Origin of the sequence: Exiguobacterium sp. RIT594, assembly GCF_003339585.1 — a bacterium.
In the GTDB taxonomy this organism is placed as follows: domain Bacteria; phylum Bacillota; class Bacilli; order Exiguobacteriales; family Exiguobacteriaceae; genus Exiguobacterium_A.
In genome coordinates this window covers 173,317-197,797 of sequence record NZ_QPKF01000003.1, presented here as the reverse complement: position 1 = coordinate 197,797, position 24,481 = coordinate 173,317, and the positions used below count along the sequence as shown (strand labels likewise).

Below are 24,481 nucleotides of genomic sequence, written 5' to 3'. Positions count from 1 at the left end.
CACCTTCCCCGATGGAAAACTATTCTGTTATGATAGAGAGAACGATTTTGAAAACATGGGGTGCGAAAACAGATGAAATCTAAAAAAATAGTCGCGTTGACGTTGACGAGTACATTATTCCTCGGCGCGTGTTCGTTTGATTTATCACAAAAAAGCGATACAAAAGAAGTCATTACAGAGAGTGAACAAGGAAAAGAAGTCCAGGCTGTCGTCAGTCCGGCGATTGATACGACCGATTCCTATTACCGGACCGTCTTACCGTTCCGGCCGAGTGTCGCCCGTGGGATGACACAAAAACGAGTCAGTTCACGCCTGGAGCTGGATGAAATCGAGACCGGATTGATGCGTCACTCGACTCAATTTTTTGCTCCGGATAAATACTATTATCAGGAAGGACAACTGCTCGAGGCCGATCAAATTGCCCAGTGGTTGTTACGAAAAGGAAAAGCCGGGGATGGTGTCAGTGATCCGAACGGCTTGAACCCTGCCTACACGACCGGAAAGTCTTACAAAGAAAAAAACCAAAAGTCTCCTTTGATTCTATCGCACATTTTGGAACAGGACTACATGTTGGAAGAAGATAAAAAACTCGAACTCGGCGGGACATCCGTCGCTTTAGTCTTAAACAGCGAATATGTTTTCCAGGATGAAAACTACGGTCCGACTTATACCGTGAAACTCGACGAGAAAAAAGTCATCGCAGAAGGAAAACGGATGGCAAATGAATTGGTCAAGAAAATGCGGAAAACGGACGGTATCAAAACGACACCGATCCACGTCGCCTTGTATTTACAGGAAAGTGAAGGGTCACCGGTTTCCGGACATTATGTATCTTCCGCCTTTATCGGGCGCGGCAATCAGATCAGTTCGAACGACTGGAAAAACTATGATGAAAAATATTATTACTACCCGTCTGGTGCCGCGACGAACGATGTCCGGGATGATGCCGCGAAATTTGATTTGTTCAAAGACCGCCTCGAAGACTATTTCCCGAACTACACCGGTATGATGGGAGAAGGCTTTTATCAGGAAGGTGAACTGAAGAAGTTGGAAATCAAGATTCCGGTTCAGTTTTACGGAAAAGCAGAACTCGTAGCGTTCATTCAATACGTGACCTACTTGCTCGAAAATCGTTGGGAATACAATCGGAATGTCCCGACAACGATTACCGTCACGAACTTGAACGGCGATACGGAAGCGATGTTATTCATCGAGCCGGATACGAAAAAACCGATTGTCAAAATCCGTTGATTTCATTTGAACAGACAGACTCCTTGCACAAGCAGGAGTCTTTTTTGTTGAGTCTAAGCTGACTTTTAAGCACAACAAAACAACGATTTACTATTGTCAGATTTCTTTAGATTTACGAAAGCCGTCTTGAAAGCGCATAATAGAAAAGAAGCATCATGCGAATCAGCAGAGACACGCTGGATTCGCCTGTTTTAATCCATGGTAAGGGAGCGGGTCGCATGAAAGGTGGTATTTTTTCACAGATTAGCGCCGTCCACGAAGAGTTGCCTTCTTCTTCGCGGAAAGTCGCTGATTTTGTTTTAGCGCATATGAATGAAATCGCGGGAATGACGATTCATCATTTAGCCGAGGAATCGGGAACAAGTGCCGCAGCGGTCGTCCGTTTTTGCCGGGCACTCGGTTTAAAAGGATATCCGGAACTTCGGATGCGGATTTCAGCGGATACGGCACGAACCGATTTAAAGGGGTATCATGATATTGAAAAAAATGAACGGCCTGCTGACTTAGTGGAAAAGACGGTCAGCAACAGCATTCAAGCCTTACAAGATACGGCGAAACAATTGAGTGAAGACCGGATTGCCGAAGCGACGGACGTCTTAGACCGGGCACGGGCCATTTACTTTTACGGAATCGGGGCATCGAACGTCGTCGCGCTGGATGCTGCCCAAAAATGGACACGCGTCGGGAAACTGACGATTCAGGAATCGGATCAACATCTCGTCGCAACGATTCTTGCGAACGCCAGTCCGGATGATGTCTTTTTTGCGATTTCCTACAGTGGTGAAACCGAGGAAGTCGTCGAGTTAATCCGGCTTGCCAAGATTCGCGGGCTGAAAGTCATCAGTTTGACGCGGTTCGGGGATAACCGAGTCAGCCAGTTGGCGGATATCGCCTTATGGACGTCACGGGCACCGGAAGCGCCGTTACGCAGTGCGGCCTTAAGTTCGCGTCTCGCCCAGTTGTTTGCGATTGATGTGTTGTTTTTATCCTATGCTGCCGTCCATTATGACGATACGATTGAACGGCTGCAGTATACACGGGAAAGCGTCAAGATGTTGCACAGTAAAAAATAGGGGGCGTACATAATGAAACAGACAGTGGAAGAGATGGTGGAACAGTTATTTCCAGTGATGGTCGAGCGGCGTCGGTATTTACATCAACATCCGGAGTTGTCGTTTCATGAGGTCGATACCCCGCAATTCATTGCGGATCGATTGACGGAGCTTGGGATTGAAGTCCGGACCGGTGTCGGTGGACGCGGTGTGGTCGGAACGATTCGCGGGGGGAAACCGGGAAAAACGGTCGCATTGCGGGCAGACTTTGATGCGTTACCGATTCAGGATGAGAAAACCGTCGATTACCGGTCGACTGTGCCCGGTGTCATGCATGCATGCGGGCATGACGGTCATACAGCGACGTTACTCGCCGTCGCCGAAATTCTGGTCCGTCAGAAAGAACAGTTGGCAGGGAACGTCGTTTTTATTCACCAACACGCTGAAGAAGTCGTTCCGGGCGGTGCACGGGACATGGTTGCCGACGGATGCCTCGACGGTGTCGATGTCATCTTCGGAACCCATCTGTGGTCGACGACGAAACTCGGAACGATTGGTTACCGGGTTGGTCCTGTCATGGCAGCAGCTGATAAGTTCGAGTTGACGTTGTTCGGACGCGGAGGACATGGCGCGAAGCCACACGAAACGATTGATGCCGTCGTACTCGGGGCGACCGTCGTCAAAGAGTTGCAAAGTATCGTCAGCCGCCGACTCGATCCGCTTCAGCAAGCGGTCTTGACCATCGGCACACTGCATGCCGGGAATACGTTTAATGTCATTGCCGACAGTGCGGAACTGACCGGGACAATCCGGACATTTGATCCGGAGGTCGCCGAGCAAATCGTCCACGAAATGGAACGGACGATTAAAGGCGTGTGTGACGCGGCAGGGGCGACCTATTCGTTTACGTACGAAAGAGGATATCCGGCGGTCGTCAATCATCCGGAAGAAACGAATCTTTTGCGGACGGTTGCGTCTGACATCATGGGTGCGGATCACGTCTTTGAAATTGCTCCGACGATGGGCGGCGAAGACTTCGCGTATTATCTGCAACAAGTACCCGGCACCTTTTTCTTCACAGGAGCAGGCGACGAAACCTTTTATCCCCATCACCACCCGAAGTTTGACTTTGAAGAGCAGGCGATGCAGCATGCAGCCCGTATTTTAATCGAAGTGACCTTACGTTACCTCGAAGAGTCCAGTAATTGACGAAAAGACACCCGTTCTCCGGCAGATGATGACCGGAAAACGGGTGTCTTTTTCATGTGCTGTCTTATAAGATTTCCTGAACCCGACCGACTTGTCCGTCTTCGAGACGGACTTTGATTCCGTGCGGGTGATTCGGCGACTTGGTCAACAGGTCCTTGACGATTCCTTCCGTCCGTTTACCTGTCCGCTGGTCTTGTTTTAATACGATACTGACGTGTTGTCCGATTTTAACATCGGCGCGTTTTTTACCATCCATGTCTTGATCGCTCCTTTTTCATAATGCTAGTTGTCAGTATATCATGGTTTCCCGGAGCGAAACTTGTTTGAGGAAAATGCGTAAAGTGAAAAGAACAAAAGAATCGTCAAAAAAAGTTTGACTATATTTGACCAATTGGCTGACCAATTCTATAATTAAGATACAGAACAAAAAGTTAAGGGAGTGATCAGCGTGGCGAAAGACTATTATCGAACGCTTGGTGTCGAGAAGACAGCATCGAACCAGGAAATCAAACGCGCATACCGGAAGCTTGCGAAACAATACCATCCGGACGTCAATCAGGAAGCGAGTGCGGATCAGCGTTTCAAAGATATCCAGGAAGCGTTTGATGTCCTCGGGGATGAAGAAAAACGGGCACAGTATGATCAATATGGAAGTAACTATGAACGGATGGCTGGAGCGGGGTATGGACAGTCAGCCGACTATGACGATCTTTTCCGCCAATTCAACGGGCGTCAATCCCGATCGACCGGATCGGCAGGGCAATCGTTTGGATTTGAAGATATGTTCGGGTCATTTTTTAGTCAAGAACCGGAAGAAACGGACGAAGAACTCGAATTGACGGTTCCGTTAAGTCATCTCAGTCAGAATGACAAGGTGACGATCCGACTGGCGACAGGAGCCATTCAAATGAGTCTGCCGAAAGATTTATATGACGGGAAAAAAGTACGATTACGCGGGAAAAGTTCGAAACGCAACCGTAAAGGAATTGCGGGAGATGTGTACGTGACGATTCATCTGAAGGATGATGAGCAATTCCGCCGGCAGGAAACCGACGTCATCTCGACTGTCCGTGTCTATCCGACGGTATTTGTTCTCGGGGGAGAAGTCGTGGCAGATACGTTGGAAGGAAAACGTGTCAAATTAAAAATCAAGCCCGGCACAAAACCGGGAGCCCGTCTGCGGATCCCGAATCGGGGACTCAGTAACCGGGAGGGACACCGCGGTGCCTTGCTGGTTCAACTGGAAGTCAAACTGCCGGAAATGGAACCATCGTTTTATGAAGAGTGGGAAAATCGTTTATCTGTGAAGGAGTGACGGGAAAATGGATTTCGAAAAATTAACGGACCGGGCACATGAGGCCATCGTATCGGCACAAGCCATTGCCAAACAGCGTCGACACAGTGAGATTACAGAGTGGCACTTGTTGCTGGCTTTGCTTTCACAGGAAGAAGGCATTGCACGGATTGTTTTTGAGAAACTCGATCAACGGATCGACCAGTTGGAGATAGGCGTCAATGAAGCACTCGGACGGTTACCGGCGCTTGGTCAATCCTCGACGCCGCGAATCAGCAACTCCTTATTGCAGGTGTTGACGGAAGCAGAAACCGAAGCCCGTTTGATGCAGGACGATTACGTTTCTGTCGAGCACTTATTGTTAGGTCTTGTGAAACAATCGAGTCCGGCGACACAATATTTGCGGAGCCAGGGTGTGACCGAACAGGTCTTGCGGGAAGCGATTGTTGAAATGCGGGGCAATCGGAAGGTGACGACAAAAAATCCGGAAGCGACCTTTGATGTCCTGAAGAAATATGGACGGGATCTTGTCGCGGACTTCCGGTCCGGTAAAACGGATCCGGTCATCGGACGGGATGACGAGATTCGCCGGGTCATCCGGATTCTCAGCCGCAAAACAAAAAATAATCCCGTCCTGATCGGCGAACCGGGGGTCGGTAAAACGGCAATCGTCGAAGGACTGGCCCAACGGATTGTCCGGGGCGATGTACCGGAGAGTCTCAAAAACAAACAGTTGTTCAGCCTCGATATGAGTACACTTGTCGCGGGTGCCAAATACCGTGGCGAATTTGAAGAACGTCTCCAGGCAGTCTTAAATGAAGTCAAGGAAGCCGAAGGACAGATTCTGTTATTCATCGATGAATTGCATACGATTGTTGGTGCCGGAAAAACAGAAGGCGCGATGGATGCCGGAAACATGCTGAAACCGATGCTTGCCCGCGGCGAGCTGCATTGTATTGGTGCGACGACTTTAGATGAATACCGGAAATACATCGAAAAAGATCCGGCACTCGAACGCCGCTTCCAACAAGTGCTGGTCGCGGAACCGGATGTCGAAGATACGATTTCGATTTTACGTGGGCTGAAAGAACGGTTTGAAATCCATCATGGTGTCCGGATTCATGATAATGCCCTGGTTGCGGCAGCCATCTTGTCAGACCGGTACATCACGGACCGTTTCATGCCCGATAAAGCGATTGATTTAGTCGATGAAGCATGTGCGATGATTCGGACCGATATGGAATCGATGCCGGCGGAACTGGATTCACTCGTCCGCCGTGTCATGCAACTTGAAATCGAAGAAGCCGCACTGAAAAAAGAAACCGATGAAGCCTCCCGGAAACGACTCGAGACCCTGCAACAGGAACTCAGTTCTGTCCGGGAAGACGAAAGTGCGCTCCGGACACGATGGGAACGCGAGAAAGACAGTTCCCAAAATGTCCAGCAGTTGCGGGCAAATCTTGAAAAAGCAAAACTGGCTCTTCAGGAAGCTGAAGGACGGTATGATTTGAATACAGCCTCGGAAATCAAATACGGACAGATTCCGGCACTTGAAAATCAGTTGAAAGTAGCGGAAGAATCAGCGGAACACGTCGCGCATGAACTCGTCCGGGAAGCCGTGACGGACGAAGAGATTTCCGATATCGTGTCGAAGTGGACGGGAATTCCCGTCAGCCGTCTCGCACAAGGGGAACGCGAAAAGTTACTGTATTTAGAAGATACGTTGCATGAACGTGTTTTTGGTCAGGATGAAGCAGTCCGGCTGGTCTCGGATGCTGTCATCCGGGCGCGTGCAGGAATCAAAGATCCGAATCGTCCAATCGGTTCGTTCCTGTTCCTTGGACCGACAGGGGTCGGGAAAACGGAGCTTGCGAAAGCTCTTGCAGCCGCCATGTTTGACAGTGAAGAACACATCGTCCGGATCGATATGTCCGAGTATATGGAGAAACACAACGTTTCCCGTCTGGTTGGAGCACCTCCCGGTTATGTTGGTTATGAAGAAGGCGGTCAATTAACAGAAGCCGTCCGCCGGAGTCCGTATTCGGTGCTGTTGTTTGACGAAATCGAAAAAGCACACGGGGATGTCTTCAATATCTTACTTCAAGTACTGGACGACGGCCGTTTGACCGATGCGCAAGGACGGGTGGTCGATTTCAAGAACACGATCGTCATCATGACATCGAACATCGGATCGCATATTTTACTCGAAGCAGCAAAAGACGGTGATATTGATGCGGCCGAAGAAGAAGCGGTCCGCCAAGAGCTGAAAAAGTATTTCCGGCCGGAATTCCTGAACCGGATTGATGACACGATTCTGTTCCATCCTCTCCACCGGGCGGAAATCGAACGGATCATCGACAAGGCCGTCAGCAAGATGGCAGAACGTCTGTCAGGTCGTGAAATTACGATTGATGTCACAGAGGCGGCGAAAACGTTAATTTTCAATGAAGCGTTTGAACCACAGTACGGTGCCCGTCCGATTAACCGGTATATCCAGCGGACGATTGAAACGAAACTGGCACGGGCTCTGATCAGTGGATCCATTCAGGATGGTTCGCATGTGGCAATCGATACAGACGGTACAGAACTCGTTATCCGCTAAAGTATAGTTCAAAAGGTCGTCTCATCCTCTGACAGTCAGGGGAGAGACGACCTTTTGAATGAGAAGGAAAACTAAAAAGAACAACGGCATATCTCGTGACGAAAAAGCATGATAAGCTAATGAAAACGACAGGAAGAGGGACTCCGATGAACGTAACGCAACAACAACTAGAAGAGTTAATCGCTGAATGCCGCCCCTATACCGTTCTCGGGCAGGTGGCGAGTTATATACCAGAACTGGCAAAGTCGGAACCGACCCAACTCGGAATCGCTGTTTGTAATGCAGACGGCAGTTTTGTATCAGCGGGAGACGCCGAAACGATGTTTACCCTGCAAAGTGTGTCAAAAATCATCACGTTAGCCTTTGTCCTTGAGACATTTGGTGAAGATTACGTGTTCTCGAAGGTCGGCATGGAACCGACCGGAGATGCATTCAACTCGATTGCGAAGCTGGAAGAGACGATTCCGACGAAACCCCTGAATCCGATGATCAACGCCGGAGCACTCGCGGTGACGAGCATGTTACCGGGGGAAGATGCTGCTGACAAGCTGAACCGGTTACGCCAATTCATTGCCGATCTGCTCGATATCGAACTCGATATGGTCAAATACGATGCCGAGGTCGCGAAGTCCGAATTCGAGACGACCGACTTAAACCGGGCTCTGCTGTACTTCATGCGGTATCATGGAGTCATCGAAGGAAACGTGGAAGAAATCATCGATGTTTATACGAAACAGTGTGCGATTTTGACCAATTGTAAAGGACTCGCGATGATGGGGAAAATCTTAAGTCAGTCCGGAAAAACCCCATCCGGTAATCAAGTCATCTCCCGACGGAATGCACGGATTATCCGGGCGATCATGACGACGTGTGGCATGTACGATGCGTCCGGTGAATTTTCAGTCCAGGTTGGATTACCGGGAAAAAGTGGAGTATCCGGTGCCATCGTCGCCTGCGGTCGAAGTGACTTCGACATGGCGGACCTTGGAATCGGTATCTTCGGACCGGCACTTGACCTGAAAGGAAATTCGATTGCCGGAACAAAGATGCTGGAGTTGCTCGTGCAGCGCCATCCTTAATCAAACGACAGTTGATCGAGCAGCTTCGAAAGCTTTTTCTCAAGCCGGGTGATTTCTTTTTGTTGCTGCGCAAGCTGATCGTCAGGAACACTGAAGAGACGCCAGCGATCGAGACGGTTATACGTATCATTGATGTCACCTAATTGGGTTTGAATTCGTTTTAACCGGTCGACGGACGATTTCGGGAAGTCGGTATACGGACGTAAATACTCGACCGTGTAGCGGTAGAACTTCGTTGCGAGCCGTAACTCATGCATCATCTGAATCCGCTTATTTCCTTCCTTATGCTGAACTTTTTCATAGTGAAGTTTCTTTTTATCGAATCGTTTTTCAGCCGTCTGAAGAAGATCTTTTTCATCAATCCGTTTTAATTGTTTTGTCAAGCGACCGGCTAAAAATCGACGGACGGAGCGGTCCAGCTCGTCGGAAATCAACAGGTGCATCGTTTCGAGTAACGTAGCCCGTTTTCCTTGCAGTTGTAAGGCCAGGTGTTCTGCGAACAACTGTTCAATCGGAGACGTGACAGCTTGTTGACTGAGTTGAACATCAAGATCCCGGACTTGACCGAAGGCAGCCATCAAACGTTTCCAGATGAGATAGATCGGCTCCTCCGTCTGATCAACCAGCTTTGCGAATGTGATTAATTTACGTAAACGGATCCGCGCCTGATGGACGTCTTCCGGATTTTTAAATGTCTGGGCTTCCTTTGCATAATGGTTAAAGGTCGACCAGGTTTCAAGTAATTCAAAAGTTAGATTTTCCGCATCACGATGATTCAAATGAATCCCTCCTTAAATAATTTACGTAGAACAAAGAGTGAAACTGGATGTTTTAATAAAAATAGGGTGCAGGTTGCCCTGGAATGTGGTGGAACAATGTTAGAGACAACTACGCTATCGGGAAAGATTCAACAGTTCATGAAGATTTTCTTTCCGATTCTGGTCACACAGGTAGCGTTTTACTTAATTAGTTTTTTTGATACGGTCATGGCCGGACGATATGGGTCGGCTGATTTAGCGGGCGTCGGCGTCGGAGCCAGTCTGTGGGCACCGGTTTACACAGGATTGACGGGTATTTTATTAGCCGTGGCACCGCTTGTGTCCCAAGCAATGGGGGCACGAAAAGAGCGGGAAGTGAAGCGGATCGTGATTCAGGCATTGTATGTCTCCGTCGTCATCATCGTTTTGACGGTTCTGCTTGGACTCGTGCTTGTGAATCCGATTTTGAACCAGATGGAATTATCGGATCAGGCACGTCATGTTGCCCGCATCTATCTCGTCATGTTAGGTTTTGGAATCATTCCGATGTTCGTCTTCTTTGTCCTGCGCACCTTAATTGATTCGTTAGGCAAATCGAACATCACAATGACGTTATTATTATTCTCTTTACCCATTAATGTGGCTTTCAATTATCTGTTTATCTTCGGAAAGTTTGGTTTTCCGGAACTGGGCGGTATTGGAGCAGGAGTGGCAACAGCCATCACATACTGGATTTTATGTATCGCGGTTATTGGTGTCGTCTTGAAAGGTGAACTATTTCAACGGCTCGGGATTCTCCGTCGTTTTTATAAACCGGATGTAACACGAATCAAAGAATTGGTTTTGCTCGGTGCACCGATTGGATTAGCAATCTTTTCGGAAGTCAGTATCTTTTCAGCCGTGACTTTGCTGCTTGGCGCCTACGGCGATGTCGTCATTGGAGCTTATCAGGCAGCCATCAACTTTGCTTCGTTCGTCTATATGATTCCACTCTCGGCCGCATCGGCCCTGACGATTACGGTCGGGTTCGAGATGGGAGCCAAGCGAGTCAAGGATGCCGTTCAGTACGTGTGGATCGGCTTATTGCTGTGTCTCGTCGTCTCGCTATTTTCAGGGATATTGCTGTACGTTCAAAATGAACGGATTGCGGCACTGTACAGCAACGATCCGGCAGTCATCAAAATGGCGGCTCATTTCATGATTTTAGCGATTTTCTTTCAATTATCCGATGCAGTCGCGGCACCCACTCAAGGGGCACTTCGCGGATTCAAAGATGTCAACGTCACGTTTATTTTGACGATTACCGCGTACTGGGTCATCGGACTGCCACTCGGATTTTATTTTGAGCGGTTTACGGAACTTGGACCGGACGGGTATTGGTGGGGATTGATCATTGGACTTGCCGTCGGAGCCAGTCTCCTCTTGCTCCGTCTGATGCATCTTGTCAGAAAATCAAAGGAGGTCGTGAAATGAGATTCAATAAACAACGTGTGTTGACAGTGGCGAAAATCATTTTGCCGATTATCTTGATTGCGTTCATTTTTTATCAGGGACAAAACGAATTAAGAAGTCTCTCGTTAAAGGAATCGATTCGGGCGATTCAGCAAATTCCGTCCTGGAAGTTTATTTTATTGATTGTATCGGGGCTTGCAGCGGTCGCGACGATGTTCTTTTATGATTTCTTCTTATTGCGTTCGCTTCAAGTGAAGGTTCCGATCGGATTGATTTTCCGGGCATCCTGGATTGCCAACTCGTTTAACGGCATCATCGGTTTCGGCGGACTTGCCGGAATGGGCGTCAGAACCGCCCTTTATCGACCATTCGTCGAAGGAACCCGGTTATTGAAAGCGATCGGTTGGATGGCACCGACACTGATCAGCGGATTATCGATTTTATCGGCATTATCCTTATTAAATGTCTTTCCGGCGTTTGAAGTGTTGGATTTAAAGAAATGGTTATGGCCGGTCATCATCGGTGTTGCCTTTTTCTTTCCGGTCTATCTGTTGTTTACTTTCCGACGGGGGAGCAGTAGTATCCGTCCATCGTCAATCGCCCTCTATTCGCTTGTATCGCTTGCGGAATGGTTCAGTGCGGGAGTCGTCGTCTATTTTATTTTGGCGGCCCTCGGGACGGATGTCAGTTTTTCTAAAGTCATCGGCGTTTTCATCATCGCCGCGACAGCCGGTCTGATTTCGATGGTACCGGGTGGATTCGGTTCGTTCGACTTGGTCTTTTTGATCGGTATGCAGCGTGCCGGCGTCGAAGAAGGGATCGTCCTTACCGGATTGTTGATTTATCGTCTTGTGTATTATTTGATTCCATTCGTGATCGGGGTCATTTTCTCGGCACGTGAGTTCAGTGGTCCGGTCGTCAAAATGATTGAGGATAAACCGATTGTCGGCCCGTCGGTTGAAGTCGGCGGCGTCATCTGGCGGCTTCAGTTACGTTTTTTAAGTAAAGTCCGACATTTTACATTGGCCTTGATTACGTTACTCGCCGGCATCGCGATTTGGGGTCTGGCGATTTTGCCGCCAAACTCGACACAGTATGAATATTTGGAAGCCCGTCTGCCGCATGAGTTGTTGTTGCTTGCGAACAGTTTCTTTTTGATGGCCGGCTTGTTGTATGTCCTGCTTGCCCCGTCTCTGTACCGACGGACGAAGCGTTCACTGTATATGATTTATGGTGTTTCGGCTTTTGCTTTGATCGGGATGGCACTACGCGGATTTAACTTGATTTCCTTGTCTGTCGTGTTGATCGTACTGGTTTTAGTGACGATGTCACGAAGTGCCTTTCATCGTGAACGGACGCTGATCACGACGACTCGACTGATCCGGGCCGCTTTTGCCGGTTTTTTATACCTCGGTGGATTCATCTTTTTCGGATACGCCTTTTACACACTCGGTTCGGCTGACGGGACAAAGGTTTATCCTGCCCATGAGATCTTCATGTTTGCCGCGAGTGCAGCGATTTTTGCACTTGTCTACACACTCGTCTTCATTCGTTTGTTCAATACCTTTAATCAGCCGGTCTTGGGTGAAAAGTTAGATCTGCAAAAAGTTAAGGATGTCTTGACGGAAGAAGGGGGAAATTATTTAAGTCACCTGGCTTTTCTCGGCGATAAACGCTTTTTCTTCTCCGAATCCGGACGTTCATTTATTCAGTTCAGTCAGACCGGAAACCGGATTATGATGCTTGGTGATCCGAGCGGAAATCCGGAAGAACATTCCCAGTTGATTGCCTGTTTCTTACGGCGTGTCGAGGATTTAGGTTATATCCCGAACATCTATCAGATTCAGGCACAGAACATGTCGTTGTATCATGATTTCGGCTTTAATTTCTTTAAGCTTGGTGAAGAGGCGATCGTCGACATGACGACCTTTACCGTTTCCGGGAAAAAACGGGCCGGCTTACGTTCCATTAAAAATCGTTTTGAACGGGAAGGGATGACGTTTGAAGTCGTATCGCCTCCGTTTAGTGAAGCGTTATTGGATCAATTACGTGACGTCTCGGATGAGTGGTTGGGAGGGAAATCCGAAAAAGGATTTTCATTAGGATATTTCAACGAGTCTTATTTGAATCAAGCGCCAATCGGCATCATGCGTGATGCCAATCAGCAGATGCTCGGCTTCATGACGTTCATGCCGGCTTATCAGGAAGGTGTTCTCTCGATTGATTTGATGCGTTTTCGTCCGGATGGTCCGAACGGAATCATGGATGCCATGTTCATCCGTTTGTTTGACTATGCAACTGAGCAAGGCTACCACACCTTTAATATGGGAATGGCTCCACTCTCGTCCGTTGGTGAGGACGAAACTTCATTTTGGCAGGAACGTGTAGCTGCCGATGTATTCAACAACATCCGGTATATGTACAGCTTTACCGGGTTGAGACGCTATAAGGAAAAATATGATCCGAAGTGGGAAGGACGTTACCTCGCATACCGTAAACGTCAATCATTAACGATTGCGATTTTAAAAGCGACACGTCTGATTTCAAAGAAAAAAGACCGGATTTTATTGCCGTAAGTAAAGAAGATTCTGGAACAGACTCCGGAATCTTCTTTTTCATATTTGATTAAATGTATAAAGGTCTATACAACTAGAATCAACAACGGTATACTAATGGTGAAGAACCAACACTTGTCGGAATCAAAAAGAGAAAGGAAGAAACAAGATGCCAAGCATGATTCATGCAGAAATTTATACGGGACATACTGTCATTCAAGACGGATTCATCCGTTTTGAAGAGACTATCCAAGAAATCGGGAAGATGTCAGATTATACACCACGCGACGAAGTCGTCATCGATCTTAAAGGAAAACGACTGATTCCAGGGATGATTGATGTTCATATCCACGGTGGATATGATGTCGACACGATGGATGCGAATGCGGAAGCGATGCACCGGTTGAGTAAAGCGATGCTTGCGGAAGGTGTCACGTCTTTTTTTGCGACGACGATTACCCAAGACTGGGACCAGATTACGCGGGCACTAGAAGTCACACGGGACGTCATCAATTCCCGGCAGACCATGATTGAAGGGATTCATTTAGAAGGACCGTTCATTAATCCGGACTATGCCGGAGCCCAACCGTTGGAATACATCGTCGAACCGGATGCGGATCAATTTTTAAAATGGCAACAGGCATCCGGAAATCAGATCAAACTGGTCACATACGCTCCGGAGCGGTCGGGTGCCCGTGACTTTGAAGCGGTGGTCCGAGAGACGGGTGCGATTCCGTCTGCCGGACATACCGATGCGACATTCGATCAAAATCATTTAGGTAATGTCAGCCACGGGACGCATCTCTATAATCAAATGCGCGCCTTGCATCACCGGGAACCGGGGACAGTCGGATATTGTCTCCTCGAACGATCGGTATACGCGGAAATCATTCCAGACGGGATTCATAGTTCGAAAGAGATGGTCGAATTCGCTTACCGGATGAAAGGACCAGACCGTTTGACAGTCATCACCGATGCGATGCGAGCGAAGGGATTGTCGGACGGAGAATATGAACTCGGCGGACAGACCGTGCACGTCAAGGACGGAGCCGCGCGTCTTGAAAGCGGGAACTTAGCAGGCAGTGTCCTGACGATGGATCAGGCGTTACGCAATATCATCACCTTTACCGGCTGTTCACTCGAACAAGCAGTACAGATGACTTCGATCAACCAGGCAGAAGAATTTGGCTTAACACATAAAGGACGACTCGAGCAGGGCAAGGATGCGGACTTTGTCGTATTAACGGCAGACTTGAAAGTCGAACAAACCGTTCACCGCGGAGAAGTGCACCGATTTACAAACGGAAAGGGGTAACAACTGATGAAATGGATGATTGTAGAAAAAGCAGAAGAATTGGCTAATGTCTCGTATCAACTGCTCAAACAGGAGATTGTAAGACACCCGGAAGGATTGACGATCGGACTGGCGACAGGCAGCTCTCCGCTCGGTGTATATGAAGAATGGCGCAAGGATCAAGTCGATTGCCGGCATGTGACGACCGTCAATTTGGACGAATACGTCGGACTGAGTCCGGATCACCCGCACAGTTATCATACGTTCATGCAGGAGCATTTGTTTGATGCGGTCGACTTCAAAGAATCGTATGTACCGATTGGAAATACAGTTGATCCAAGTCAAGAGAGTGCGCGGTATGAAGAACTGGTTCGGAAACTAGGAATCGACATTCAACTGCTCGGCATCGGTTCGAACGGTCATATCGCATTCAATGAACCCGGTACACCGTTTGATGCCAAAACACATGTAACCGAGCTGACCGAGTCGACCCGGATTGCCAATCAACGTTTTTTTGACCGGTTGGAGGATGTGCCGACTGAAGCAATCACGATGGGCATCGGAACAATCATGGAAGCGAAGAAGATTTTATTAGTCGCTTCAAGCGAGCGAAAAGCAGAGGCGATTCGCGACATGATGGAGGGTCCGGCAACGACTGCTTGCCCGGCGACGATTTTACAACGTCACGCCGATGTGATGGTTGTCCTTGACGAAGAAGCCGCAAGCTTGTTATCGGAGGAAGCAAAACGTACAGGCCGAGCTGCCTATACCAACTTCATGAAATGAAACAACAACTCGTCTTTGATGAGACCGGACTGCTTTAGACCGTTCTTCTCAAGAGGCGGGTTTTGTATTTAATTTTGCTTTAGCTGTTCCATCGCAAAAACAGTGAAATCACATCATCTTAATCGAATCGTAAATTGACATTTTAATAAAAGTCGGGATAATGGAGAATAGTGAACTTTACAGAAAATTTACATGAAAATGAGGGCTTACAGATGCAGACGAGATCAGCAAGAAAGAGGCAACCGAGTGCTGGCAAGATGTTCATCAAAGTGATTGCTGCCTTGTTATTACTTTTGACCGTCATCGGTTCCGGTTATGCGGGAGCGGTTTTCATAAAAACACAGGAAACACTGGCGAGAACACAAATCAACATTCCGGGTTCGAAAGTCAGTTCGAAATATGATGATGTCCCGTCCGAATCTTTTTTGATTTTAGGAACGGATGAGACGAAAGCCAGCAAAGAACGCAAGGAACCGGCACGATCAGATGTCATGATTGTCGGTGTCTTGAATAAAAAGACAGAACAATTGGTACTGACGAGTATTCCGCGGGATTCACTCGTCAACATTGATTATTCCAAATATGATGTGCCATACGGGAAAACAGGTATCGAGCAGGATAAAATCACCCATGCGCATTATTTCGGTTCGATGGACAAATCGAGTTCATACAACGGAATCAAACTGGCGCGTGAGACGACGGAAAATCTGCTCGGCATTGAAATCAACCATGTCGTTAAAGTTAACTTCCAAGGATTCGTTCAGTTGATTGATGCACTGGACGGAGTCGATATCGATGTCCGTTATGCGTTCAAGGAACAGGATTCGGCGCGTAAAGCAGGAACGATTACCGTTCCGAAGGGTATGCAGCATTTGAGTGGAGAACAGGCACTCGCTTACGTTCGAAATCGCCATGATGATCCACTCGGTGATATCGGTCGAGGGCAAAAGCAGATGCAGGTCATTCAAGCTGTTGCGAAAGAAGCCGCAAGCTTCCGTTCGCTTGGTGCGTACCGTGATATCTTAGACGCTGTCGGAGACAATGTCGAAACGAACTTAGGACCAAATGATTATCTTCGTTTAGCTGATTTTACGACGGCTTTACGTAATACGACAGAATACCAGCTCGCAGGTGAAGGATACATCGGCATCAGCGGGAAATGGGAATATCATCTGGACCCGAATCAACTTGATCGTGTCAAAGCCAATTTGACCAAGGCGATGCAAGGACAAGAAGTTTCACCCATAAAAGAAGAGACAAGCACACCGGAAGAAACGGATTCGACGACAGTCGAGCAACCCGTTCAATAACTGTTTCAGACGGATGAGCCTAAAAAAGCACACGTTTCAGATACTTTCTTGAAAAGTATCTTGAAATGTGTGCTTTTTTGCTCGAAAAAAGAAAGGGGATTTCTTCTGATTTCAAATCAGTCTCAGCGTTGCCGTTCCATTTCGACCGTGAACGTATACCGGTCGCCGCGATAAGCAGAGATGACATATTCAAACGGTTGATCGGTGGCAAGGAAAGTCAGCTGCTCGACGGACAAAACCGGTGAACTGACCGACAGACCGAGATGTTGCGCTTCTTCTTTTGTCGCGAGGCGTGATTCGAAAGTCTGACTGGCACGGCCAAGGTTGAGTCCGCTGGCTTCAGCAAAGGCATAAAGGGACGTGATGGCGACGTCCTGATTCAATCCCGGCAACAACTGTTCCGGGATGTAGACCGTTTCGAGCGCAAGCGGTTGTTCGTTTGCAATCCGTAACCGTTTTAATTCATAGATTTTGGCTCCTTCACGAATACCAAGTTTATTCGCGATTGTCATTTCAGCAGCAATCGTCTGGTAGGACAACAATTCACTTGCCGGTTCCAATCCAAGATGTTCCATCTCTTCAGAAAAACTGGTCAAACCAGATAGTTGCATGACGATTTTTTTATTGGCAACGAATGTACCGCGTCCTTTTTGACGAATCAGATAACCGGCGTTGACGAGGTTCGAGATGGCTTGACGGACAGTCATCCGGCTGATTTGATGGGCCTCGGCGAATTCGCGTTCTGAGGGAATCAAATCGCCCGGTTGTAATAGACCTTCTTCGATTTGTTGCTTTAAGGCAGCCTCAATTTGGTAGTAGATTGGAAGTGGTGAATTTTTATTGATGTGCTGAATCACGGCATTTCGTCCCTTCGCGGTCGATAGTCTTTCATCTAGTGTACTAGGAAATGAAGATGTCGACAAACGATTGTAAGTGATTTGTGTCATAATAGAAGCAAATTCAGTACAAAAAAGGTGGAATGAAGATGCGTTCAGAGCAAATTTATCCGGACGTCCGGACCTTCGAATCAATCGTGACGGGTACGAAAGAAGAGCAGGGACACTGGGTGACACTGCAACAAAGTTACTTTTATCCGGAGAGTGGGGGACAGCCTGCCGATCGTGGCACACTGAACGGTATTCCCGTATTGGATGTTCAACTTGAAGACGGACAGGTCTGGCATCGCCTCGAAAGTCCGCTTCTTAAATCCGAAGTACAAGGTGAAGTCGATGATGTCATTCGAACGGACCATGCAGCGCAACATACGGCGCAACATGTCATTTCCGCGATTCTTCAGGACGAGTTCCAAATCAAGACAATCAGTTTCCGGACCGGTACGGAAGAATCGACACTTGATCTCGATCTTGACGCATGGGACGACGCCCTTCAAAGTCGACTGGAGGAACGGTTGCGGACGGTGATTCAAGCCAACCTCCTAATCACGGCGACAGAGTATACAGAAGAAGCGGCACTCCGGTTACCTTTACGAAAGACCCCTCAAGTAACCGGGAAAATCCGCGTCGTTCAAATCGGTGAACTCGATTATAGTGCCTGCGGAGGGACACATCTGGCCTCGACATCGGAACTGGAACTGATTTTATTCACAGGACTGGAGAAGGTTCGAGGAAATATCCGCTTGGCATATGTAGCGAAAGACCGGGCGTTTCGATTACTGACGACGGAACGGCGTGTTTTAGCAGAAACGGCCCGTGCATTATCAGCTAAAAAAGATCAGGTTCATCTCGTCGTCGAGGAACTGAAACAGGAGCAGGTGCGTCTGAACCGTCAAATCGGACAGACTGAAGATGCTCATGTCAAAGCGGTCTTAAAAGAACTTCTGGCGACGGACGAACCGGTCCTCACCGTGCGACATGATCAGGAAGACATCCGTTTCTCGGAAAAACTTCTTAAGGCATTGGCCGAAGCAGGGCGGACAGGATTCATCTGGAACGAGACAGCTAAAAAATTATTCATGTGCAGCACCGGCTCGATTCATCTTGGACAATTTGCCAAAACTCATCTTAAGCAGTTTAATGGACGTGGCGGCGGAAGTGAAAACAACGCCCAGGCAGTATTCCAAACGTATGAAGAGGCACAAGCTTATGTAGAAGCATTAAAGGAGGAATTACATACATGACAGTGATTCAAGTGAAAACAGCCGAACAGCAACAAGCGGTCCGAATGATCCGGGAACGGGTTTTTGTCGAGGAACAAGGGGTTCCCCGCCATTTGGAATATGATACACACGATGAAACAGCGATTCATCTGCTCGTCCTCGATGAGCAGAATCGTCCTGTCGCAACGGGGCGGACGCGTCCGTATGATGAGCAACGGATGAAGGTCGAACGCGTCGCGACCCTTGCTGCGACAAGAGGAAAAGGATACGGTGGCGAACTGATGCAGGCGATGGAACGGATTGCCCGCCGGGAAGGGCGGACGATTTTGACACTCGGTGCCCAGGTCCAGGCAATCCCATTTTATCAAGGGCTTGGTTATGCAATTGTTTCCGATGAATTTGACGATGCGGGCATCCCGCACCGGACGATGGAGAAAAAAATTTAACGCTGATTTTTTAAGAAATCCTGAAAAAAGGGTTTCTTTTTTTGAAAGTCTATGTATATATATAATCCATAGTGAATTTTTATACAGACAGATACAGTCGAATTCAAGGAGGAAATAAGAATGACAAAACAAAAATTGATTTTAGCGTATTCGGGTGGACTGGATACTTCAGTCGCCATCAAATGGTTGAGCAAGGATTATGACGTCGTCGCATTATGCATGGATGTCGGCGAAGGAAAAGATTTGTCAGTCATCAAAGAAAAAGCGTTACTTGTCGGAGCAATCGAATCGATTGTTCTTGATGTCAAAGACGAATTTGCAAATGACTTTGTTTTGCCGGCCCTTCAGTACGGTGCGCATTACGAAGGAGCGTATCCGTTGATTTCCGCTTTATCTCGCCCGTTGATTGCTGAAAAACTGGTCGAAGTGGCGCATGCCCACGGAGCTACAGCAGTCGCCCACGGCTGTACCGGAAAAGGAAACGACCAAGTCCGGTTCGAAGTTTCGGTTGCTGCTCTTGATCCGTCGCTCGAAGTCATCGCTCCGGTTCGTGAATGGAAATGGTCACGTGAGGAAGAAATCGCTTATGCAAAAGAAAACAATGTTCCGATTCCAATCAATCTCGACAGCCCGTATTCAATCGACATGAACTTATGGGGACGCAGTAACGAATGTGGCGTTCTTGAAAATCCATGGACAGAGCCGCCGCAAGATGCATACGCCTTGACGGTCGCACCGGAAGACGCACCGGATCAAGCGGAAGAAGTCATCATCGGTTTTGAAGCAGGTGTTCCGGTTTCGATCAACGGGACAGCGTATCCGCTAGCGAAACTGATTACCGAACTGAATATCATTGCCGGTGCACACGGCGTCGGACGGATTGACCATGTCGAAAACCGTTTGGTCGGCATCAAGTCCCGTGAAGTGTACGAGTGCCCGGGTGCAACAGTCTTACTCAAAGCCCATGCAGCCCTTGAGACCATCACGTTGACGAAAGATGTCGCTCATTTCAAGCCGATTTTAAGCAAACAATATGCAGAAACGATTTACAACGGATTATTCCATGCACCGCTGACAAAAGGCCTTAAAGCCTTCTTGACGGCAACGCAACAGGACGTGACCGGTGAAGTCCGTGTCAAACTGTATAAAGGGAACGCAACCGTCACAGGACGTCAGTCAGCGGTTTCGCTCTACGACGAGAAACTCGCAACGTATACAAAAGAAGATGCCTTTGATCACGAAGCAGCGAAAGGATTCATCAAATTGCACGGTCTTGCGATTGCGACACATGCCAGTGTCCATCGTCAGGAAGGCGTGAAAAAATGACGAAACTATGGGGCGGACGTTTTACGGAAAGTGCTTCCGCTCAAGCGGAGGCCTTCGGAGCATCGATTTCGTTTGATCAGAAATTAGCAGCCGTTGATTTGCAAGGCAGCCTGGCCCATGCACAGATGTTGCATGAACAAGGGATTCTTGAGAAAACCGAGTGGAAACAAATCGAAGCCGGGCTGAAACAGTTACAAACGACACTCGATCAGCACGTCTACACGACGGTTGACGAAGACATCCACATGAATCTCGAGCGGTTATTGACGGAGCAGATTGGTCCCGTTGCCGGGAAGCTGCACACAGCCCGCAGTCGAAACGATCAGGTTGCGACCGATCTTCATCTTTGGATGGAGCAGCATGTTCTCGAACTCCTGACCAGCATCCGTAACCTGCAATCCGTCATTACGGAACAGGCGGAGCAACATGTCGAGACGGTCATGCCGGGTTACACCCATCTGCAACGGGCACAGCCGATTTCACTGGCGCACCATCTGCTCGCTTACTTTTGGATGTTTGAACGGGATGCCGATCGATTGACGGATAACTTAAAGCGAATCCGGATGTCGCCGCTCGGTGCCGGGGCACTGGCGGGAACGACTTTCCCGATTGACCGGTTCAAGTCAGCCGAGTTACTTGGGTTTGAACAGGTCTATCCGAACAGTTTGGACGCGGTCTCGGACCGGGATTTTGTCATCGAATATCTCGGAATCGCTTCGACGGTGATGATGCACTTGTCACGTTTTTGCGAAGAAATCATCATCTGGGCATCACAGGAGTTTTCATTCATCGAGTTATCTGATGCGTTTTCAACGGGATCGAGCATGATGCCGCAGAAAAAGAATCCGGATTTCGCGGAACTGATTCGCGGTAAAACAGGACGTGTCTACGGTAACCTGATGGGCTTCCTAACGACGATGAAGGCTCTGCCGCTCGCCTACAATAAAGATATGCAAGAAGATAAAGAGGGTGTCTTTGATACCGCTGATACGGTGTTACAATCCGTTCAAATTTTTACAGGCATGATCGAATCCGCTACGTTTAAGACAGAAGCGCTCAAGAAGGCGACGATGCAAGACTTCTCGAATGCAACGGAACTGGCAGATTATCTGGTCACAAAGGGGATTCCGTTCCGGGAAGCACATGAAATCGTCGGGAAAGCCGTCTTACATTGTGTGCAGAGCGGCTGTTTCTTAAAAGATTTGACGCTGTCGACGTATCGGACGTTCCATCCGGTCATTGCGGAAGATGTCTATCCGTTGCTCGATCCGGTTCAAGCCGTCGCACGACGGGGAAGCTACGGCGGGACCGGTTTTACAGCCGTCCGGGAACAACTCACATTAGCGAAGAAGCACCTTGAAAAATGATGAAATTCAAAAAAGTTTGGCAAATCACTGGATTTAACAAAAAATGTTTGCTATAACTGTAACTAACAACCGACAGATAGAGGCGCGGATGACATCAGTAGCAACACTTACAAAGGCAAGCATGCCAAGTGATGTGAAAGGGGAAATCCGCCGAAGTGAACAGGAAAATGCTTTTTCTTGATTGCTGGTACAACGGTTAAGATCCGTTGTACTGCCGAAACCCACGTTTCGGAGCGCTATCTTACGTAAAAGAACGAATGACACTGTCATCGTTTGTCCGATCGTGATAACGACGGGCCGTAGGAACGCTCCTACCGGCCCGTCGTTTTTTTCTGTTTCGGGACAAAAGGAGATAGGATTGTGACAACTGTACTTAAATTTGGTGGTAGTTCGGTTGCGACTGTCGAACAGATTCAGTCAATTGCGAATTATTTGAAGAATCGGACGGATCAAGGGGAGAAATTAGTCGTCGTCGTATCAGCGATGGGGAAAATGACGGATTCATTGATTGCGCAGGCGCAGGCGATTACGGACCGGCCGGAACGACGCGAACTGGATCGACTGCTTGCAATCGGAGAAGAACAGACGATTTCGTTGCTCAGCATCGCGCTGAATTCACTCGGGACAAAAGCCTTGTCGCAAACGGGAGCCCAAGCCGGCATCAGTACGATGGGGCTGCATACGAAAAGTAAAATCAAACAAATCGACGGCGAACTGCTCCGGAAAAAACTGGAGACCTATGATGTCATCATCGTCGCCGGTTTCCAAGGGGTCAATGAACTGGGGGATGTCACGACGCTCGGACGCGGCGGATCAGATACGACAGCCGTTGCACTGGCAGCCGTCCTTGATAAACGTTGTGAGATCTATACGGATGTTGACGGTGTCTATACGGCAGATCCACGTATTCATGCAGCAGCGCAGCCGATTCCACACATTTCATACGATGAGATGATGGAAATGAGTGCGCTCGGCTCTAAAGTCATGGAGATGCGCAGTGTCGAACTTGGTAAAAAATACGGCGTCCACATCTTCGTCGGAAAAACACTAGAATCGAAAAGAGGGACTTGGATCATGGAGGCAACGGAAACGATGGAACAGAAAGCAGTAACGAGTGTCAGTGTGACGAAAAACGTCCTGACGGTATCAATCAAACACGTTCCACAGACGAATTCAGCGGTCGCGGATATCTTTGAACTGTTGTCAGGTCGCCACGTCAATATCGATATGATCAGTCAGACGACGTTTGACAGTGACATCTTCCTCTCCTTCTCTTGTCCGCTCGACGAAGAAGAGTTTTTGGAAGAAGCCTTGCAGGATATCATCAACCGTTTCCCGACCGTCAAAGTCGACCGTCATAACCAGCATGCCAAATTATCGGTCGTCGGAATCGGCATGCGGGATGCAACCGGTGTCGCTTCAAAATTGTTTGCGATTTTCCGTGCGGAAAACATCACGTTTTATCAAGTCACGACATCAGAAATCAGCATCTCATATACGATTGCCCAAGCCGACATCGAACGGACCGTCGCAGCAATCGCAAAATCATTCGACCTGTAAGGAGGAAATCATATGTATCATGTCGCAGTCATTGGCGCAACCGGCGCCGTTGGTCAAAAAATGTTACAAGTCCTGGCGGAACTCGACTTTCCGGTTCGTCAGATTTCAGCATACGCTTCAGCCCGTTCTGCCGGAAAAACCGTCCAGTTCAAAGGACAGGACGTGACGATTCAAGCCTTATCGGAACAGATTACGGAAGACGGGATTGATGTTGCGCTGTTTGCAGCAGGTGGAGCCATAAGCGAACAGTATGCGCCGCTACTGGCTGCATCAGGTACACTGGTCGTCGACAATTCAAGCGCCTTCCGGATGCAGGCGGATATCCCGCTTGTCGTACCGGAAGTGAATCCGCAAGCAATCGGACCAAATGACCGGTTGATTGCCAATCCGAACTGTTCGACGATTCAATCGGTCGTCGCCTTGGCGCCGCTTCAACAATTTGGTTTGAAACGTGTCAACTATACGACGTATCAAGCCGTTTCGGGTTCCGGTCAAAAAGGAATCGAGGATTTAGCCCGCGGCAGCCGCGGTGAAGAACCGGTCAATTATCCGCATCCGATTCATGATAATATCCTGCCGCATATCGATGTGTTCTTACCGGACGGTTACACGAAAGAAGAACAGAAGATGATTGACGAAACACGAAAAATCTTCCAGCTACCGGAGTTACCGGTCAGTGCGACGTGCGTCCGGGTTCCGGTCACGAATTCGCATTCTGTCGCGATCAACGTGACATTCGAGCAGGAGACAAGCGTTGCCGCCATCCGCGCCGCATTAGCGGAAGCACCAGGCGTCGTTCTCGTCGATGATGTCAGTCAAAACCAATATCCGATGCCGCTTGATGCCAGCGGAACAGATGACGTCTATGTCGGACGGATTCGTCAGGATCAAAGTCTCGCCAATACATTCCATATCTGGTGTGTCGCCGATAACATCCGGAAAGGGGCCGCTTCGAACGCTGTCCAAGTCGCGCGTCAAGCACTTGAAAGTTCAATCCATTCTTAAGAAACGGGGAGGAATCGAT

Annotated in this window: 20 protein-coding genes and 1 riboswitch; of the genes, 17 read left to right on the top strand and 3 right to left on the bottom strand. The window is 48.5% G+C overall.

Features of this window, described 5'->3' with window-relative positions:
• The first annotated feature begins 72 nt into the window (after positions 1–72).
• The 3 genes from DVG79_RS12115 (at position 73) to DVG79_RS12105 (ending at position 3,512) form a co-directional block, all read left to right on the top strand.
• Positions 73–1,251: a CamS family sex pheromone protein gene (locus DVG79_RS12115; protein ID WP_026829293.1), complete on the top strand. Its 1,179-nt coding sequence runs from the start codon at positions 73–75 to the stop codon at positions 1,249–1,251.
• 218 nt (positions 1,252–1,469) lie between these two features.
• Complete coding sequence (locus DVG79_RS12110) at positions 1,470–2,324, top strand: MurR/RpiR family transcriptional regulator (RefSeq protein ID WP_114596946.1); 855 nt, start codon at positions 1,470–1,472, stop codon at positions 2,322–2,324.
• A gap of 12 nt (positions 2,325–2,336) precedes the next feature.
• Complete coding sequence (locus tag DVG79_RS12105; RefSeq protein ID WP_114596945.1) at positions 2,337–3,512, top strand: amidohydrolase; 1,176 nt, start codon at positions 2,337–2,339, stop codon at positions 3,510–3,512.
• A gap of 64 nt (positions 3,513–3,576) precedes the next feature.
• Here DVG79_RS12105 and DVG79_RS12100 read toward each other — a convergent pair whose 3' ends face one another.
• Positions 3,577–3,768, bottom strand: a complete 192-nt coding sequence (locus DVG79_RS12100; protein ID WP_012369376.1) for a YwbE family protein — start codon at positions 3,766–3,768, stop codon at positions 3,577–3,579.
• Between the two features lie 192 nt (positions 3,769–3,960).
• On the opposite strand from DVG79_RS12100, the gene DVG79_RS12095 reads away from it, so the two are divergent.
• The 3 genes from DVG79_RS12095 (at position 3,961) to glsA (ending at position 8,487) form a co-directional block, all read left to right on the top strand.
• Positions 3,961–4,827, top strand: a complete 867-nt coding sequence (locus tag DVG79_RS12095) for a DnaJ C-terminal domain-containing protein (RefSeq protein ID WP_114596944.1) — start codon at positions 3,961–3,963, stop codon at positions 4,825–4,827.
• A gap of 7 nt (positions 4,828–4,834) precedes the next feature.
• Positions 4,835–7,408 (top strand): ATP-dependent chaperone ClpB, encoded by a 2,574-nt coding sequence (gene clpB / locus DVG79_RS12090; RefSeq protein ID WP_114596943.1) that lies wholly within the window; start codon positions 4,835–4,837, stop codon positions 7,406–7,408.
• 146 nt (positions 7,409–7,554) lie between these two features.
• Entirely contained in the window at positions 7,555–8,487 is a 933-nt protein-coding gene (glsA, locus tag DVG79_RS12085; protein WP_012369379.1) for a glutaminase A, read from the top strand.
• On the opposite strand, the gene DVG79_RS12080 is transcribed toward glsA, so the two are convergent.
• Complete coding sequence (locus DVG79_RS12080; protein WP_114596942.1) at positions 8,484–9,266, bottom strand: CHAD domain-containing protein; 783 nt, start codon at positions 9,264–9,266, stop codon at positions 8,484–8,486. The two genes, glsA and DVG79_RS12080, sit on opposite strands and share 4 nt — an antisense overlap.
• A gap of 96 nt (positions 9,267–9,362) precedes the next feature.
• Between DVG79_RS12080 and DVG79_RS12075 the strand changes: the two genes are divergently transcribed.
• The 5 genes from DVG79_RS12075 (at position 9,363) to DVG79_RS12055 (ending at position 16,642) form a co-directional block, all read left to right on the top strand.
• Positions 9,363–10,718, top strand: a complete 1,356-nt coding sequence (locus tag DVG79_RS12075) for an MATE family efflux transporter (RefSeq protein ID WP_114596941.1) — start codon at positions 9,363–9,365, stop codon at positions 10,716–10,718.
• Positions 10,715–13,273, top strand: a complete 2,559-nt coding sequence (gene mprF / locus DVG79_RS12070; protein WP_114596940.1) for a bifunctional lysylphosphatidylglycerol flippase/synthetase MprF — start codon at positions 10,715–10,717, stop codon at positions 13,271–13,273. The genes DVG79_RS12075 and mprF overlap by 4 nt, the downstream gene beginning before the upstream one ends.
• A 148-nt stretch (positions 13,274–13,421) precedes the next feature.
• The gene (nagA, locus tag DVG79_RS12065; RefSeq protein ID WP_114596939.1) at positions 13,422–14,567 is read left to right on the top strand and encodes an N-acetylglucosamine-6-phosphate deacetylase; all 1,146 of its coding nucleotides are present in this window, start codon (positions 13,422–13,424) and stop codon (positions 14,565–14,567) included.
• A gap of 6 nt (positions 14,568–14,573) precedes the next feature.
• A complete protein-coding gene (nagB, locus tag DVG79_RS12060) occupies positions 14,574–15,332 on the top strand; it encodes a glucosamine-6-phosphate deaminase (RefSeq protein WP_114596938.1) in 759 nt (252 codons plus the stop codon).
• Between the two features lie 212 nt (positions 15,333–15,544).
• The gene (locus DVG79_RS12055; protein ID WP_114596937.1) at positions 15,545–16,642 is read left to right on the top strand and encodes an LCP family protein; all 1,098 of its coding nucleotides are present in this window, start codon (positions 15,545–15,547) and stop codon (positions 16,640–16,642) included.
• A 122-nt stretch (positions 16,643–16,764) separates the two neighbouring features.
• On the opposite strand, the gene phnF is transcribed toward DVG79_RS12055, so the two are convergent.
• Positions 16,765–17,499, bottom strand: coding sequence for a phosphonate metabolism transcriptional regulator PhnF (gene phnF, locus DVG79_RS12050; RefSeq protein WP_012369386.1), 735 nt, complete (start codon positions 17,497–17,499; stop codon positions 16,765–16,767).
• Between the two features lie 128 nt (positions 17,500–17,627).
• Here phnF and DVG79_RS12045 point away from each other — a divergent pair, with 128 nt between their 5' ends.
• From DVG79_RS12045 to DVG79_RS12020, 6 genes are all read left to right on the top strand, one after another.
• Positions 17,628–18,779 carry an alanyl-tRNA editing protein gene (locus DVG79_RS12045; RefSeq protein ID WP_114596936.1) on the top strand — a complete coding sequence of 384 codons (1,152 nt, stop codon included), beginning with the start codon at positions 17,628–17,630 and terminating at the stop codon, positions 18,777–18,779.
• Complete coding sequence (locus DVG79_RS12040) at positions 18,776–19,204, top strand: GNAT family N-acetyltransferase (RefSeq protein ID WP_114596935.1); 429 nt, start codon at positions 18,776–18,778, stop codon at positions 19,202–19,204. The genes DVG79_RS12045 and DVG79_RS12040 overlap by 4 nt, the downstream gene beginning before the upstream one ends.
• Before the next feature lie 120 nt (positions 19,205–19,324).
• Positions 19,325–20,530, top strand: coding sequence for an argininosuccinate synthase (locus DVG79_RS12035; protein WP_114596934.1), 1,206 nt, complete (start codon positions 19,325–19,327; stop codon positions 20,528–20,530).
• Positions 20,527–21,897: an argininosuccinate lyase gene (gene argH, locus DVG79_RS12030; RefSeq protein ID WP_114596933.1), complete on the top strand. Its 1,371-nt coding sequence runs from the start codon at positions 20,527–20,529 to the stop codon at positions 21,895–21,897. The genes DVG79_RS12035 and argH overlap by 4 nt, the downstream gene beginning before the upstream one ends.
• Positions 21,898–21,966: 69 nt before the next feature.
• A riboswitch (Lysine riboswitch) is annotated at positions 21,967–22,144 on the top strand.
• A 113-nt stretch (positions 22,145–22,257) separates the two neighbouring features.
• Entirely contained in the window at positions 22,258–23,457 is a 1,200-nt protein-coding gene (locus tag DVG79_RS12025; RefSeq protein WP_114596932.1) for an aspartate kinase, read from the top strand.
• A gap of 12 nt (positions 23,458–23,469) precedes the next feature.
• A complete protein-coding gene (locus DVG79_RS12020) occupies positions 23,470–24,462 on the top strand; it encodes an aspartate-semialdehyde dehydrogenase (RefSeq protein WP_114596931.1) in 993 nt (330 codons plus the stop codon).
• The last annotated feature ends 19 nt before the right edge of the window (positions 24,463–24,481 follow it).

What these genes read in the sequence shown, in the direction of transcription:
- DVG79_RS12115 (WP_026829293.1), top strand. Translation starts at nt 73, where the DNA reads ATGAAATCTAAAAAAATAGTCGCGTTGACGTTGACGAGTACATTATTC.
- DVG79_RS12110 (WP_114596946.1), top strand. Translation starts at nt 1,470, where the DNA reads ATGAAAGGTGGTATTTTTTCACAGATTAGCGCCGTCCACGAAGAGTTG.
- DVG79_RS12105 (WP_114596945.1), top strand. Translation starts at nt 2,337, where the DNA reads ATGAAACAGACAGTGGAAGAGATGGTGGAACAGTTATTTCCAGTGATG.
- DVG79_RS12100 (WP_012369376.1), bottom strand. Translation starts at nt 3,768, where the DNA reads ATGGATGGTAAAAAACGCGCCGATGTTAAAATCGGACAACACGTCAGT.
- clpB (WP_114596943.1), top strand. Translation starts at nt 4,835, where the DNA reads ATGGATTTCGAAAAATTAACGGACCGGGCACATGAGGCCATCGTATCG.
- glsA (WP_012369379.1), top strand. Translation starts at nt 7,555, where the DNA reads ATGAACGTAACGCAACAACAACTAGAAGAGTTAATCGCTGAATGCCGC.
- DVG79_RS12075 (WP_114596941.1), top strand. Translation starts at nt 9,363, where the DNA reads ATGTTAGAGACAACTACGCTATCGGGAAAGATTCAACAGTTCATGAAG.
- mprF (WP_114596940.1), top strand. Translation starts at nt 10,715, where the DNA reads ATGAGATTCAATAAACAACGTGTGTTGACAGTGGCGAAAATCATTTTG.
- nagA (WP_114596939.1), top strand. Translation starts at nt 13,422, where the DNA reads ATGCCAAGCATGATTCATGCAGAAATTTATACGGGACATACTGTCATT.
- nagB (WP_114596938.1), top strand. Translation starts at nt 14,574, where the DNA reads ATGAAATGGATGATTGTAGAAAAAGCAGAAGAATTGGCTAATGTCTCG.
- DVG79_RS12055 (WP_114596937.1), top strand. Translation starts at nt 15,545, where the DNA reads ATGCAGACGAGATCAGCAAGAAAGAGGCAACCGAGTGCTGGCAAGATG.
- DVG79_RS12045 (WP_114596936.1), top strand. Translation starts at nt 17,628, where the DNA reads ATGCGTTCAGAGCAAATTTATCCGGACGTCCGGACCTTCGAATCAATC.
- DVG79_RS12040 (WP_114596935.1), top strand. Translation starts at nt 18,776, where the DNA reads ATGACAGTGATTCAAGTGAAAACAGCCGAACAGCAACAAGCGGTCCGA.
- DVG79_RS12035 (WP_114596934.1), top strand. Translation starts at nt 19,325, where the DNA reads ATGACAAAACAAAAATTGATTTTAGCGTATTCGGGTGGACTGGATACT.
- argH (WP_114596933.1), top strand. Translation starts at nt 20,527, where the DNA reads ATGACGAAACTATGGGGCGGACGTTTTACGGAAAGTGCTTCCGCTCAA.
- DVG79_RS12020 (WP_114596931.1), top strand. Translation starts at nt 23,470, where the DNA reads ATGTATCATGTCGCAGTCATTGGCGCAACCGGCGCCGTTGGTCAAAAA.